Raw genomic sequence first — 13,066 nt, forward strand, 5'->3', positions numbered from 1 at the left:
CACAGATGACAAAGATCGGCACCGTTTATGGTCTGGGCCTTGGCCCCGGCGATCAGGAATTGATGAGCGTCAAGTCTGACCGCCTGCTGCGCAACGCCAAACATGTTGCCTTTTTCCGCAAAGCCGGCCGCAAAGGCCAGGCTCGACAAATGGTACAAGGCCTGCTGGCCGAGAATGCCATCGAATTCCCCATGGAATATCCTGTGACCACGGAAATTCCGGTGTCTGACCCAAGGTACAACGAAATTCTCTCGGCGTTTTACACCGAGGTCGCGGCCCATGTGCGCGCGCTGGCTGAAAGCGGCGAAGATGTGATCGTGCTGTGCGAAGGGGATCCGTTCTTTTACGGCTCATTCATGCATTTGTTTACGCGCCTCAAAGACGTGGTGCCAGTCGAAGTTGTGCCTGCAATCACAGGTATGTCCGGATCATGGACCGCAACGGGGGCGCCCATCACGTGGGGCGACGATGTGCTGACCGTGTTGATGGGCACCTTGGACGAGGACAAGCTGACTCGTCACATGCAAGACACCGACGCCTTGGTGGTCATGAAAATTGGCCGCAACTTTGACAAGGTGGTCCGCGCGCTCAAGGCATCTGGCAAGTTTGACGACGCATGGATCGTGCAATTTGCCACGATGCCGAACCAGACAGTGACCAAGCTCTCGGAAATGACGGACAAAGTCACGCCGTATTTCTCGATCGTGATCGTACATGGTCAGGGGCGACGCCCATGACCGGTTGGATCGTCATTGCAGGACTTGGGCCGGGGAATGATGCCCTTGTCACGCCAGAAGCCCAAGACGCCTTGGATCAGGCCACCGATATTGTCGGCTACATCCCCTATGTCGAACGTGTCCAGCCCCGAGACGGTTTGACATTGCACCCCAGTGACAATCGCGTTGAACTGGATCGGTCGCGTCACGCCCTTGAAATGGCCAGCCAAGGCAAGCGCGTGGTTGTGGTGTCGTCTGGCGATCCGGGCGTTTTTGCCATGGCCGCGGCCGTCTTGGAAGCCGTTGAACATGGCGATCCAAAATGGCGCGATCTGGATATCCGCATTCTGCCGGGCATCACCGCCATGCTTGCCGCGTCGGCGGCATGCGGCGCGCCATTGGGGCATGATTTCTGCACCATCAACCTGTCCGATAATATGAAACCTTGGGCAATCATCGAAAAGCGGCTGCAACTGGCAGCGCAAGCTGATTTCGCCATGGCATTCTATAATCCGCGTTCAAAATCCCGCCCCGAGGGGTTTGAAAAGGCGCTGGCGCTGTTGCAGCGTGAATGCAACGATGCCCGCCCGATTATTTTTGCCCGCAACGTGTCGCGGCCAGACCAAACGATCAAGATTGTCCCCCTGAATGAAGCCACGCCTGATATGGCGGATATGCGCACTGTGGTAATTTTGGGATCATCACGGACACGTATCATTGCGCGCGCAGGCGCACCTTTGGTCTATACGCCGCGTTCCATACCGGAATGAGACCCGAGCCACTGCAAAACGCCCTCGGGTGTGGCGGTTTCCGCGCGCTCGGGCAAAATGGGCCGGTCGATCATGATGACCGGCAGGCCCAGCGCGCGTGCGGCAAGCAACTTGGCTTGCGCACCACTGCCCCCTGCGTTTTTGCACACGACAACTTCGATATTATGACTGCGAAACAGGGCCAGATCTCCGGTCAGGTCAAAAGGCCCGCGCGCAACCACAATGCTGTGATCGGGCAAGCACGGCGGTGTCTCCGGCGCATCCACCAGACGCAGCACATAATGGTGCTGCGGTTGTGCTCCAAAGGCATCCATATGCAGCCGCCCCAAGGCCAGCATGACGCGCAAACGGGCGCCGCTCAGTGCGGCCACGGCGCCGTCGACATCCGGCACATTGCGCCAAGTATCCCCGTCTTGGGCGACCCAAGCCGGTCGCGTCAACGCCACCAAGGGCACGCGCGCGCGCTCACAGGCGTGAAACGCGTTCCAACTCATTTGCGCAGCAAAAGGATGCGTGGCATCAATCACATGCGTGATGTTATGGTCGCGCAGATACGTCATCAGGCCCTCGACACCGCCAAAACCGCCGATACGGTGCGGAATCGGTTGCGTACGTGGGGTGTTAACCCGACCGGCGTAAGAAAACGTGGCTTTGAGGCCCCGCTCGGCAACGGCGCGCGCCAAGGCGCTGGCTTCGGTGGTGCCTCCCAAGATCAGGAGATTCACGGACATGTCTGACACTCCTTGGCTGACCATTGTCGGGCTTGGCGAAGATGCACTGGATGGCCTGCCCCCCGCAAGCCGTCAAGCCCTTGCCGATGCCAAATTCATTATGGGCGCCGCCCGCCACGTGGCGCTTTTGCCTGATTTGGATGCAGAGATCATCACATGGCCTGTACCCTTTTCAGAGGGCATTGCGCAATTGCTGGACCTGCGCGGTGAACCGGTTGTCATGTTGGCGTCTGGCGATCCGTTTTGGCACGGCGCGGGGGCTGTATTGGCACGCCATATTCCCCCGTCAGAATGGCGCGCCCTGCCCGCGCCATCGTGCATGTCTCTGGCCGCGGCCAGCTTGGGATGGCCCCTCGAGACCACGCTGACGTTTGGTCTGCATGCTGCGCGGTTTTCTCAACTCAAACCGCACCTGTTCCCAAAATCCCGTATTATTATCACATTGCGCGACGGGGACGCCGTCGCGCAATGCGCTGACTGGCTCGTCTCCGAAGGTTTTGGGGCGTCCAACCTGCATGTGCTCGAAGCACTGGGCGGCCCGCGCGAACGCATCCGTCACATCATGGCCGCAGACATGCTGTCCGATATGGCCCTGACCGACATCCAGCACCCCGTGGTGTTGGCGATTGAGGTCGCAGGGGACGGCGCTGTAATACCTCTGGCGTCGGGACGCCCGGATGACATTTTTGAAAACGACGGCCAGATCACCAAACGCCCGATACGTGCGCTCACGCTTTCGGCGTTGGCTCCGCGTCCCCACGAATATCTGTGGGATATCGGTGGTGGATCAGGCTCTATTGGGCTGGAGTGGTTATGGGCACACCCGACCATGCGCGCCACCTCTGTTGAAATAGACGCGACACGGGCCGAGCGTATTCGCGACAACGCAAGACGCCTTGGGCTTGAGCGGCTGAATGTGGTCACGGGGGACGCACCTGATGCGCTTACCTGGCTAGATACGCCTGACGCTGTGTTCATCGGCGGCGGTATCAGCCATCAGATGTTGGACACTGTCTGGGACCGGCTGCCAGATCGCGGTCGACTGGTCGCCAATGGCGTCACACTTGAAGCCGAAGTTTTGCTGGCAGAGTGGCACGCCGAGAAAGGGGGATCATTGATGCGGATCGAGCTTGCCCAGAGCAAACCTCTGGGACGTAAACGCGGATGGAAATCCAGCTATCCCATTGTGCAATGGAGCGTGACCAAATGATTGTGGCCGGTTTTGGATTTCGCGGGGCCGCCACATCAGAGAGTCTGCGCGACGCGCTGCTGCAGGCCAGTCGCGGCCAAAAGGTGGATGCGCTCAGTGCGCCAAAAGACAAGGCCGCAGACACATGTCTTAAGACACTGGCGACCACCTTGGGCCTGACGATTCATGCGGTATCATCAGACGCCATGACGGCCATTTCCACACCGACGCAATCCAACCGCGTGCTTGAAAAACGCGGCACAGGAAGTGTCGCCGAAGCCTGCGCCCTTGCAGCGTCTGGGCCAAATGCCACCCTTATTGCCCAGCGTCATGTGTCCTCGGATCGCATGGCGACCTGCGCGCTTGCCCAGTCCCTCAAAGGAGACCCCCAATGACAGTTCATTTCATCGGCGCAGGCCCGGGCGCGCCTGATTTGATCACCCTTCGGGGGCGTGATCTGATCGCATCCAGCCCTGTGTGCCTATATGCAGGATCGCTGGTGCCCGAAGAAATCCTTGCGCACTGCCCCACGGATGCCCGCATCATCAACACGGCACCGATGGATTTGGATGCCATCATAGCCGAGTGCAAGTCGGCCCATGTCGCCGGGTTGGATGTCGCGCGTTTGCATTCGGGCGATCTTTCGGTTTGGTCGGCTCTGGGCGAGCAATTGCGCCGCCTTCGCGCCGAAGACATTCCCTTTAGCGTGACACCGGGTGTGCCCAGCTTTGCCGCGGCAGCCGCGGCACTTGAAACCGAGCTAACGCTACCCGGTTTGGCGCAATCTGTGATCCTGACACGCACGCCGGGGCGCGCGTCTTCGATGCCCAAAGGCGAAACCCTGCGCAACTTTGCCGCCACAGGCGCGACGCTGGCAATCCATTTATCAATTGGAAATCTGGATCAGGTGATTGCTGATTTGACCCCTGGTTATGGGTCCTCATGCCCTGTTGCGGTGGTGTATCGGGCGTCTTGGCCAGATCAACAAGTGATCCGCACCACGCTGGGCGATTTGAAAACCTCTGTGACAGAAAACATTACCCGCACGGCACTTATTCTTGTCGGCCCCGCACTTGCGGGCGAAGGCTTTGAAGAAAGCTGCCTTTACGCAACCGAATACGACCGGCGCTATCGTCCACAAACAGCCGATAGCCCTTGGTCAAGCTGGAGCCATGGCGATGACTAATGCCCCTGGACTGTTAATTTCTGCGCCATCATCCGGCACAGGCAAGACCACCGTAATGTTGGGTCTGTTGCGCGCACTGGCCGAAGACGGGTTGAACGTGCAGCCTTTTAAATCGGGGCCTGATTACATCGACCCCGCATTCCATCGCGCTGCGGCGGGTCGCCCATCGTTCAACATCGACACATGGGCCATGCCTACAGGGTTGCTTGGGGGAATTTCCCAACAATCCGCTGGGGCTGACATCATCGTGTCAGAGGGGTCAATGGGCCTGTATGACGGTGTGGCAACCAAGGGCGAGGCAGGATTTGGCTCGAGCGCGGAAACCGCCCTGCGCATGGGATGGCCTGTTGTTCTGGTGATTGATGTGGGCGGCCAAGCCCAATCCGCAGCAGCAACGGCATTGGGGTTCAAATCTTATGCGCCAGAGTTGCCATTTGCCGGTGTCATTCTCAATCGCTGTGCCAGCCCACGGCATGAGCGTCTTGCCCGTTTGGGAATGGATAAGGCCGGAATCAATGTGCTCGGGGTACTGCCACGTCGCGGAGATCTGGCATTGCCAGAGCGTCACCTTGGTCTGATCCAAGCCGTAGAACACCCTGATCTGGAAGAAGCCATCAAAGGCTATGCCACGTTCCTGCGCGATCACGTCGACCTTGAGGCGATCAAAGCGGCCGCGCGCGCGGGCAATGCCGACGTGGGGGACCTGCCCAAGCCACCGGCCCAGCGCATTGCCCTTGCCCAAGATGCCGCCTTTAGCTTCACCTATCCGCATCTATTGACCGGCTGGCGGAATGCGGGTGCCGAAATCATGCCGTTTTCACCGCTCGCGGATCAGGCCCCCGATCCCAGCGCCGATCTGGTCTGGTTGCCAGGTGGCTATCCCGAGTTGCACGCGGGGCGACTGGCGGCGGCCTCGACATATTTGACTGGCCTCAGAGAGCACGCAAAAACCAAGCCTGTGCATGGCGAATGCGGCGGGTACATGGCATTGGGCGAGACCCTGATTGACAAGGACGGCACACACCATCAGATGGCTGGCTTGCTTGGGTTGGTCACCTCGTATGAAAAACGCAAATTCCACTTGGGGTACAGACAGGCCACATTACAGGCATCCATGCCCGGGTTCGCACAAGGGGCGCGCCTGCGTGGACACGAGTTTCACTATTCAACTATTTTGGATGAACCTGACGCGCCGCTGGCGCAGGTCGGGGATGCGGATGGCAACCCTGTTCCAGAAACCGGGTCTATCCGCGGACATGTCACCGGCACGTTTTTCCATTTGATTGCAGAGGCAAGCGCATGAGCGGATTTGTTAGCTTTGTCGGATCAGGCCCCGGCGACCCCGAATTATTGACACTCAAGGCTGTGGACCGCCTGAAACACGCAGATGCCGTTCTTTTTGATGACCTATCATCGGGTCCGATCCTTGAGCACGCCGGCAAAGACGCCGATCTGGTGGGCGTAGGTAAACGTGCGGGCCGTCCTTCGCCCAAACAGGACCATGTCAGCAGATTGTTGGTAGAATATGCCCAATCCGGTGCCCGTGTTGTCCGGCTTAAATCTGGTGACTCTGGTATTTTTGGCCGCCTTGAAGAAGAAATTACCGAACTGCGGGCGGCCGGAATTGATTTCGAAATCATCCCCGGCGTGACATCGGCCTGCGCTGCTGCGGCCGCGGCACAAATTCCCTTGACGCGACGGCTTGTCTCGCGCCGCGTCCAGTTTGTGACGGGCCATGACATCGCTGGCGCTTTGCCCGGTGACCTCAATCTTCAGGCGCTTGCAGACCCGGGGGCCACAACGGTACTGTTTATGCCCAAGCGGACGTTTCCAGCTTTGGCAGAAAAGCTGTTTCAAACCGGATTGCCACGCACGTGCCCGGCCTTGTTGGCCGAAAACGTAAGTCACGCCGACCAAACCTTGCAGCGGGCCACGATGTCAGAGCTTGCAACCCAGTTGGCGCACAACATTTCCAGTGCGCCGGGGCTGATCATGTTCGGAGATTTGGCAGATTAAACGTCGATGTCATTTTGCCTGTTGACCTGAGATGACTGTCGTTCTTAGAAAGAGGTGCTACTGGTGTTTCAGGCTCTGATTTGAGCCTGAGATGAAACGGGAAGACGGTGACGACCATTTATCTGGTCCAGTCCGGCGCTGCCCCCGCAACGGTAAGCGAGACAATCAATGGTCAAATGCCACTGCGTTCGAATCCGCGGGAAGGTGGTCATTGATGGGAAGGGACTCCCACTCGCAAGCCCGGAGACCGGCCAATAGCATGCAACCGCAGGCATTTTGCCTGTTTTTTCTCATCCTGTTGCGCGGGGATTGCGCAATGAAAAGGAAACCAAAACCATGCATATTGAACCCGGTGTCGTAACCGGCGCTAAACTCGTGTTGTCTTATGCAACTGCAGCTGGCGCAGCCACATACGGCGTGAAACTGATCGCGCAGACCTGCAAGGAAAACGGCATTGCCGCATTCCTCTTGCGCAGCCTTCTGGCAACTCTGGCCGTGTTTGTCTTTTTCGAAGTCTTGCCGAAGTATCCGGTCGGGGTTTCGGAAGTGCACTTTATTCTGGGATCGACCATCTTTCTCATGTTCGGGGCGGCCCCGGCCGCGGTTGGCCTGATGGCTGGCTTGGCCATTCAAGGTCTTCTTTTTGCCCCCGCAGATTTGCCGCAATATTTCATGAACGTGACAACCTTGCTGGTGCCCCTGTTCGCAATTGCGGCCTTGGCCAAGCGTATCATTGCGCCCCAAACGGCCTATGTCGATCTGAAGTACCGTCAGGCGCTTGCCCTTTCGACTGCGTATCAAGGCGGCGTTGTGGCGTGGGTCGCCTTTTGGGCGGTATACGGCCAAGGCTTTGGCGCGGAAAACTTTGCTGCAATTGGGGCCTTTGGCGCATCCTATATGTTGGTCGTAATTGTCGAACCAATTGCGGATCTCGCCGTGCTGGCCGCCGCCAAAGCGCTTCATCGCTTGGAACACACCAACTTGGTCGCAGAGCGCGTCTATAAAGGCTCTGTGTCTTAAGCTAAACTGACCATCTGCGGCCCCTATCGATGGGGCCGCATCCTTAACGAAAGACCTACCATGATCACTCTGTCTCTTGTCGGCATCGGATCGGGAAACCCCGAGCACCTGACATTGCAAGCCATTCGCATGCTGGAAACAGCCGATGTCATTTTGCTCCCGCGCAAAGGGGCCGAAAAATCCGAGCTGGCTGATCTTCGGCGCATGATTGCCCGAGATGTTCTTACGACATCTCCAAAAGTCGTAGAGTTTGATTATCCCGTGCGGGATGCAAATACGCCAGAATACCTTGACGGTGTGAACACGTGGCATGATGCATTGGCAACGATTTGGTCTGGTTTGATCGAAACCCACGTCCCCCCCACTGGGTCTGTGGCCTTGATGGTATGGGGCGATCCATCGCTTTATGACAGCACGCTGCGGATTGCAGATCGCGTCTTGGCCAAAGGTATGGCCATTGACGTCCATGTCGTGCCCGGCATCACAAGCCTGCAAATGCTGACTGCCGCGCATGCCATTCCGCTGAATACGCTCGGCGCTCCGGTACAGATAACCACAGGACGACGCTTGCGCGATCATGGTTGGCCCGCCGACGTAGACACGGTTGCGGTGATGTTGGATGGGCAGTGTTCGTTCCAGCATATTGACACCGAGGGCGTGCACATATGGTGGGGTGGCTATGTCGGGATGCCCGAACAAATCCTGTTACAGGGCCCCCTTTCAGACATAGGCCCCGTCATTCAGGACACCCGCACAAAAGCCCGCGAGGCACATGGCTGGATCATGGATATATATCTTTTGCGCAAATCCTAACGCTCAAAGCACATCCAAAGACACTTTGACCCGATCCATCACCACGGCGGTCTTAAAGCGGCTGAGGTTCGATTCATCAAAGAAATGCGTTTGAGTGAACTCTTCGTATTCGTTGATATCGCGCACGTTCAGGATCAGGACAAAGTCACCCTCGCCAGTGGTATAGTAACATTGCTGAACACAAGGTGCTGCACGCATCCGACGTTTAAAGGCCTCAAGTTGGGCGCGGCTCTCGCGCTCCAAAAGAACCTCGACAATGATCGTCATCTCCCGCCCAAGCTTAGACGGGTTGATCACTGCAATTTCACGCTCGATGACCCCTGATGCCCGCATCTTTTGCAATCGTTTTTGCACGGCGGCCGGCGACAACCCGACGTCATGACCAATAGCTTCCGCTGTGAGTCGCGCATTCGATTGCACAAGTCTCAGAATATCTAAATCTCGTTCATCCACTTCTGCATTTCCTCTCAAAACTCTCGCTTCACGACTAATTTCCTCGAATATTGGGAAAATCAAAAGAAATAAATTCCTCAAGTCTCATATTATCTCCGTAACACTGAGTACGAGGGATCAAATGAGCGCGTTTCATGACAAACTGACCGCCTTAAGGCAGGATTTTCATCGAAATCCCGAAGTTGGCTTTCAAGAAGAGCGCACCAAGCAGGCCATCGCCGCACACCTCGAAAATCTTGGTATCGAAGTTCAAACGGGTGTTGGGGTCGTGGGCATTTTACGCGCCGGGTCGGGAAACCGGGCGATTGGATTGCGTGCAGACATGGACGCGCTTCCGATCACTGAAACCTCACGCCACTCCTATACGTCCCAAACCAAGGGTGTGATGCATGCCTGCGGCCATGACGGGCATATGACCATGCTTTTGGGAGCAGCCGAACGTCTGGTCGAGGACGGCGGGTTTGATGGAACCGTCGCATTCATATTCCAGCCAAACGAAGAACTTGGGCTTGGGGCACAGGCCATGATCCAAGAAGGCGTGCTGGAGCGCATTCCACTGGATGAAATCTATGCCATTCACAATCTGCCCGGCGCACCCGTTGGGGAAATCTCGACGCGTGCCGGATTGATTTGCAGCAGCGAGAGCCTGTTCGAAATCACAATCACTGGCCAAGGGGGACATGCTTCAATGCCCCAAGTTGGGGTCGACGCCATCACCGTCGGAGCAGAGCTCGTTCTCGCGTTGCAAACCATTGTTGCACGTAAACTCGCCCCCGGCGCGGGTGCTGTGGTCTCCGTGACAGAGTTCTCGACGGATGGTCAGCGCAACGTTTTACCCGGTCAGGCGGTGCTCAAGGGGGATGCCCGCGCGCGAGCCCCCGAAGATCGCGCACGCATTGAACATTTGATGCGACAGATATCGGCAGGAGTTGCCGCGGCCCATGGTGTGACCATTGATGTGGAATTTCGCACCGAGTTTGTCGAAACGATCAATGCCCGAACCCCGACCGAGGCCGTCTATCGCGCTGGGGGTGCCGCAGGGTTGAGCGTCATTCAGGATCGCACCCCGATGAGTTTTTCCGAAGATTTCGCACATTTTGCCACTGCGGTTCCGGCATGTTTTTTGCTGTTGGGCAATGGCATGGACGGCCCAAATGGACAGCCACTTCATGCCTCGGATTATGATTTTAATGATGCGTTGCTGCCGATTGGCGCAAACTTCTGGGTGCAGTTGGTCAAGGATCGCCTGCCAGTCGAAAAGGACAGACTATGATTGATATTTTTGCACACGCCGAATTGCACCACATTGCGGCCACGCCCAAAGCTGGGACAGCCGTCGACCACGTGTTGCCCAGATCGGGGTTTGAGGCCGCGTGGACCGAGATCACCGCATGGGACGGCTATGCGCCAACCCCTATGGTGTCGCTGGCGCATCTCGCCAAACGCGTGAATGTCGCGCGCATTGACTATAAACACGAGGGCCCCCGCTTTGGTCTGGGCAGTTTTAAGGCGCTTGGCGCGGCCTATGCGGCGCTGCGGGTCTTGGCGCAAGAGGTCTCGCGCCGTGTGGGCCATCCGGTCAGCTTGCAAGACATTCGCGATGGCCGCTATGCGGAAGTATGCACGCAGATTACCTTGGTGTCGGCAACAGATGGCAACCATGGCCGGTCATTGGCGTGGGGCTGTCAACGTTTTGGCGCACCTTGTCGTATCTATATCCACGCAGAGGTCAGCGAAGGGCGTGCCCAAGCCATGCGGGATTTGGGCGCCGAGGTCATTCGAATCGACGGGGATTATGATGCCTCGGTCGCCCTTGCCCGCGCCGAAGCCGATGAGAATGGCTGGTTTGTCGTGTCGGACACCAGTTGGGAGGGGTATTCTGAACCTCCTCGAGACGTAATGACCGGATATGGCGTCATGACCCGCGAGGCCTGCGAAGCCCTCACCAGTGCCCCGACACATGTATTCCTGCAAGGGGGCGTCGGCGGTCTGGCGGCATCGGTCACGGCAAGCCTGAAACAATACTGGGGGGATGCGTGCCCTCGGGTTGTGATTGTCGAACCCGAACTGGCCGCGTGTTTGTACGAGAGCGCGCGCACAGGCGTCGCCACATCGGTCGATATCGCAGAAGAGACCATTATGGCGGGATTGTCTTGTGGGGAGCCGTCTGAAATGGCGTGGGACATTCTGGCAGAAGAAGCCAACGACTATGTGACCATTCCCGACAGCATTGTGGCCCCCACTGTGCGTCTTTTGGCCAGACCTCTGGACGGTGATCCCGCGCTCGACGCTGGAGAAAGCGCCGTGGCCGGACTTGCGGCCCTGATTGCGGCACGTCAATCGCTGAGCCTATCCGAACAGCTTGGGCTGGATGACACATCACGCATCTTGTTGATTGGCTCCGAAGGGGTCACGGACCCTGACATTTTTGATGCTATCATGACCGGCACAACGCTTGGCTAAGGCACAGGAGCCTCGGATGAAACTGGAATTCACCACAGACGGCGGCATTGGCACACGCGCCAATTTGGGCATCATCGTGCTGGAAACTGACGAAACGCTCGAGAGCGAGTTCGCAACCATGACCGATATCACCGGTGTCGCTCTGTATCACAGCCGCATCCCGATGGTTGCCGAAATCCGCCCTGACACGTTGGCGCGTATGGAAACAGATCTTCCGAAATCGGTTGGGCTGTTCCCGTCATCTTTGGAATTTGACGTGATCGGCTACGGATGCACCTCTGCGTCTTCGGTCATTGGATCGGATGGGGTTGCGCAGGCCATCAAATCTGAACGCCCCAACGCCCAAGTGACCGACCCGCTCGCGGCAATTGTGGCAGCAGGACACGCGTTGGATGCAAAACGACTCGGGTTTGTGACACCGTATGTGGCCGACGTCTCTCAAAAGATGCGATCCAGACTGGAGGATGCAGGATTTAGCATTGCCGGCTTTGGCTCGTTCGAAGAAGGCGACGATCGTGTTGTCGCGCGCATTTGCGAACAGTCGATTGTCCAAGCCGCCCTTGCAGTGGCCGAGATGTCGCCGTGTGACGCCATCGTCATTTCGTGCACCAATCTGCGGTGTTTGCGGATCATCCCAGAGATCGAGCAGCGCACGGGCGTTCCAGTTCTATCCAGCAATCAAGCCCTCGCCTGGCATATGTTGCGCTTGGCCAACGTGCCGGACATACACCCGGAATTTGGCCAGCTATTCACCAAATAACCCCTTGTCGACAAAAGCTTAGTTGTTTCAAATGCCATCTCAATTGATCCCACGAGGCGTTTGGTATCTTGACCTGACCTTCCGATCGGATCAGCATCTGCCAAACTCTAAGTAAGGTATCAACATGACACATCCGCTATTGAGCGAGCAGGACATTGACGCGTTTCAAAAGGACGGCGTGGTATTGGTGCGGGGCCTGTTTGCCGATCATGTGCAAACGCTGCGGGCTGGTATTGAACGCAATATGGAAAACCCTGGACCGTATGCGTCAAATAACGAGAAATCCGGCCAGACGGGGCGGTTTTTTGACGATTATTGCAATTGGCAATCCATTCCAGAGTTCGAGGACGTCATTCGAAACTCTGCCGCAGCGCAGGTGGCTTCCGATCTGATGAAATCAAACACCGTTCAGGTGTTTCATGATCATGTGCTTGTCAAAGAACCCGGAACCTCTATGGCCACGCCATGGCACACGGATGGGCCTTACTATTTTGTGCGAGGCAAACAAACCGTCAGCTTTTGGTCGCCGGTTGATCCCGTGCAAGAGGCCACATTGCGCATGGTGGCTGGATCGCACACCTGGGAAAAACCCGTATTGCCGACACGGTGGGTCAGCGAAGAAAGCTTTTTTGCCAACGAAGACGATTATATGCCAATTCCTGATCCCGATGCAGAAGGCATGCGCGTGCTCGAATGGACGATGGAACCCGGCGACGCGGTGGCCTTCAACTTTGATGTTCTGCACGGGGCGCGAGGCAATACGTCAACAACCCGCCGACGGGCCTTTTCTCTCCGCCTTCTGGGGGATGATGCACACTATGTCGAGCGCCCCGGCCCAACATCACCGCCCTTTCCCAACCATGGTATGCGAGCAGGCGAAAAGCTGCGCCAAGATTGGTTCCCAACCATCTGGCCAAAGTAAGACAACAACGCATAAAGCCGCCCGAGG

At 57.3% G+C, this 13,066-nt stretch carries 15 protein-coding genes and 1 riboswitch; of the genes, 13 read left to right on the plus strand and 2 right to left on the minus strand.

Annotation, left to right across the window (positions count from 1 at the left end):
- The first annotated feature begins 5 nt into the window (after nt 1-5).
- Nucleotides 6-737, plus strand: coding sequence for a precorrin-2 C(20)-methyltransferase (locus FAP39_RS05510; protein WP_138015388.1), 732 nt, complete (start codon nt 6-8; stop codon nt 735-737).
- On the plus strand, nt 734-1,486 hold the full coding sequence (gene cobJ / locus FAP39_RS05515) for a precorrin-3B C(17)-methyltransferase (RefSeq protein ID WP_138015389.1): 753 nt from the start codon (nt 734-736) through the stop codon (nt 1,484-1,486). The genes FAP39_RS05510 and cobJ overlap by 4 nt, the downstream gene beginning before the upstream one ends.
- Here the strand turns inward: cobJ and FAP39_RS05520 are convergent.
- Nucleotides 1,459-2,217, minus strand: coding sequence for a cobalt-precorrin-6A reductase (locus FAP39_RS05520; protein ID WP_138015390.1), 759 nt, complete (start codon nt 2,215-2,217; stop codon nt 1,459-1,461). The genes cobJ and FAP39_RS05520 overlap by 28 nt on opposite strands.
- On the opposite strand from FAP39_RS05520, the gene cbiE reads away from it, so the two are divergent.
- The 7 genes from cbiE to cobF all read left to right on the plus strand — a co-directional run bounded on the left by cbiE (nt 2,216) and on the right by cobF (nt 8,441).
- Nucleotides 2,216-3,427 carry a precorrin-6y C5,15-methyltransferase (decarboxylating) subunit CbiE gene (gene cbiE / locus FAP39_RS05525; protein ID WP_138015391.1) on the plus strand — a complete coding sequence of 404 codons (1,212 nt, stop codon included), beginning with the start codon at nt 2,216-2,218 and terminating at the stop codon, nt 3,425-3,427. The two genes, FAP39_RS05520 and cbiE, sit on opposite strands and share 2 nt — an antisense overlap.
- A complete protein-coding gene (locus FAP39_RS05530) occupies nt 3,424-3,801 on the plus strand; it encodes a cobalamin biosynthesis protein (protein WP_138015392.1) in 378 nt (125 codons plus the stop codon). The genes cbiE and FAP39_RS05530 overlap by 4 nt, the downstream gene beginning before the upstream one ends.
- Nucleotides 3,798-4,592 (plus strand): precorrin-4 C(11)-methyltransferase, encoded by a 795-nt coding sequence (cobM, locus tag FAP39_RS05535; protein WP_138015393.1) that lies wholly within the window; start codon nt 3,798-3,800, stop codon nt 4,590-4,592. The genes FAP39_RS05530 and cobM overlap by 4 nt, the downstream gene beginning before the upstream one ends.
- Entirely contained in the window at nt 4,579-5,895 is a 1,317-nt protein-coding gene (locus tag FAP39_RS05540; RefSeq protein WP_425471400.1) for a cobyrinic acid a,c-diamide synthase CobB, read from the plus strand. The genes cobM and FAP39_RS05540 overlap by 14 nt, the downstream gene beginning before the upstream one ends.
- Entirely contained in the window at nt 5,892-6,608 is a 717-nt protein-coding gene (cobA, locus tag FAP39_RS05545; RefSeq protein WP_138015395.1) for a uroporphyrinogen-III C-methyltransferase, read from the plus strand. The genes FAP39_RS05540 and cobA overlap by 4 nt, the downstream gene beginning before the upstream one ends.
- A gap of 44 nt (nt 6,609-6,652) precedes the next feature.
- Nucleotides 6,653-6,878, plus strand: a riboswitch (cobalamin riboswitch).
- A 66-nt stretch (nt 6,879-6,944) separates the two neighbouring features.
- Nucleotides 6,945-7,628 (plus strand): energy-coupling factor ABC transporter permease, encoded by a 684-nt coding sequence (locus tag FAP39_RS05550; RefSeq protein WP_138015396.1) that lies wholly within the window; start codon nt 6,945-6,947, stop codon nt 7,626-7,628.
- Between the two features lie 60 nt (nt 7,629-7,688).
- Nucleotides 7,689-8,441 carry a precorrin-6A synthase (deacetylating) gene (gene cobF / locus FAP39_RS05555; RefSeq protein WP_138015397.1) on the plus strand — a complete coding sequence of 251 codons (753 nt, stop codon included), beginning with the start codon at nt 7,689-7,691 and terminating at the stop codon, nt 8,439-8,441.
- Nucleotides 8,442-8,444: 3 nt separating this feature from the next.
- On the opposite strand, the gene FAP39_RS05560 is transcribed toward cobF, so the two are convergent.
- Nucleotides 8,445-8,894, minus strand: coding sequence for an Lrp/AsnC family transcriptional regulator (locus tag FAP39_RS05560; RefSeq protein WP_138015398.1), 450 nt, complete (start codon nt 8,892-8,894; stop codon nt 8,445-8,447).
- Between the two features lie 121 nt (nt 8,895-9,015).
- Between FAP39_RS05560 and FAP39_RS05565 the strand changes: the two genes are divergently transcribed.
- The 4 genes from FAP39_RS05565 to FAP39_RS05580 all read left to right on the plus strand — a co-directional run bounded on the left by FAP39_RS05565 (nt 9,016) and on the right by FAP39_RS05580 (nt 13,039).
- A complete protein-coding gene (locus FAP39_RS05565) occupies nt 9,016-10,167 on the plus strand; it encodes an amidohydrolase (protein WP_138015399.1) in 1,152 nt (383 codons plus the stop codon).
- Entirely contained in the window at nt 10,164-11,357 is a 1,194-nt protein-coding gene (locus tag FAP39_RS05570; RefSeq protein WP_138015400.1) for a diaminopropionate ammonia-lyase, read from the plus strand. Before FAP39_RS05565 ends, FAP39_RS05570 begins: the two co-directional genes overlap by 4 nt.
- Before the next feature lie 16 nt (nt 11,358-11,373).
- Nucleotides 11,374-12,117 carry a maleate cis-trans isomerase family protein gene (locus FAP39_RS05575; RefSeq protein WP_138015401.1) on the plus strand — a complete coding sequence of 248 codons (744 nt, stop codon included), beginning with the start codon at nt 11,374-11,376 and terminating at the stop codon, nt 12,115-12,117.
- Nucleotides 12,118-12,241: 124 nt separating this feature from the next.
- Nucleotides 12,242-13,039, plus strand: a complete 798-nt coding sequence (locus tag FAP39_RS05580; protein WP_138015402.1) for a phytanoyl-CoA dioxygenase family protein — start codon at nt 12,242-12,244, stop codon at nt 13,037-13,039.
- Nucleotides 13,040-13,066: the final 27 nt, after the last annotated feature.

It is taken from the genome of Shimia litoralis (assembly GCF_005518135.1).
Classification (GTDB): Bacteria; Pseudomonadota; Alphaproteobacteria; order Rhodobacterales; family Rhodobacteraceae; genus Shimia_E; species Shimia_E litoralis.